Origin of the sequence: Saccharothrix mutabilis subsp. mutabilis, assembly GCF_039521145.1 — a bacterium.
Classification (GTDB): Bacteria; Actinomycetota; Actinomycetes; order Mycobacteriales; family Pseudonocardiaceae; genus Actinosynnema; species Actinosynnema mutabilis.
Genome location: NZ_BAAABU010000058.1, coordinates 1 through 830, shown reverse-complemented (window position 1 = coordinate 830; position 830 = coordinate 1). Strand labels below are relative to the sequence as shown.

The 830-nt window shown below is 69.3% G+C and carries 1 protein-coding gene; it reads left to right on the top strand.

The features are described from left to right. A partial coding sequence (locus ABD126_RS38565; protein WP_343940649.1) for a ThuA domain-containing protein occupies nt 1-830 on the top strand: 830 nt, incomplete at both ends.

Genomic DNA, 830 nt, shown 5'->3' with positions numbered 1-830 from the left:
GAGGGCCTGCACGTCCTGCTGTTCAGCAAGACCGCCGCCGGCGCGTACCGCCACGACTCGATCCCGGCCGGCATCGCGATGTTCGAGAAGCTGGCGGCCGAGCGGCAGTGGGAGATGACCAAGAGCGAGGACTCGGCGGTCTTCAACGACGCCACCCTCGCCACCTACGACGTCATCGTCATGCTGCAAACCTCGGGCATGGTCTGGGACACCGACGCCCAACGCGCCGCGATGCAGACGTACGTGCGCAACGGCGGCGGTGTGGTCGCGATCCACAACGCCACGGACATGAACATCGAGGCGCAGTTCCCGTGGTGGGAACAGTTCCTCGGCATGACCATGACCGCGCACTCGGCGATCGTCCAGGGCACGGCCAAGGTCGCGGACAAGAAGCACCCGTCCGGCGCGGGCCTGCCCGACCGGTGGGTGCGCACCGAGGAGTGGTACAACTTCAACCGCTCCGCGCGCGGTGACGTGCACGTCCTGGTGACCGCCGACGAGACCACCTACAACGCGGGCGGCTCGGCGATGGGCCACGACCACCCGATCTCGTGGTGCCGCAACTTCGAGGGCGGCAGGCTCTGGGCGACGGGCATGGGCCACCAGTCCGGCAGCTACACCGAGCCGCTGTTCGTCTCGCACGTCGCGGGCGGCGTGGAGAGCGCGGGCGGGAAGGTCGCGGCCGACTGCGGGCCGACGGTGTGGGGCAGCTTCGAGAAGGTCGCGCTGGACGAGACCACGATCGCGCCCGGCGCGGTGGACGTGGCACCGGACGGCCGGGCGTTCTTCACCGAGTACGGCGGCAAGCTCAAGATCTTCAAGCCGGACAC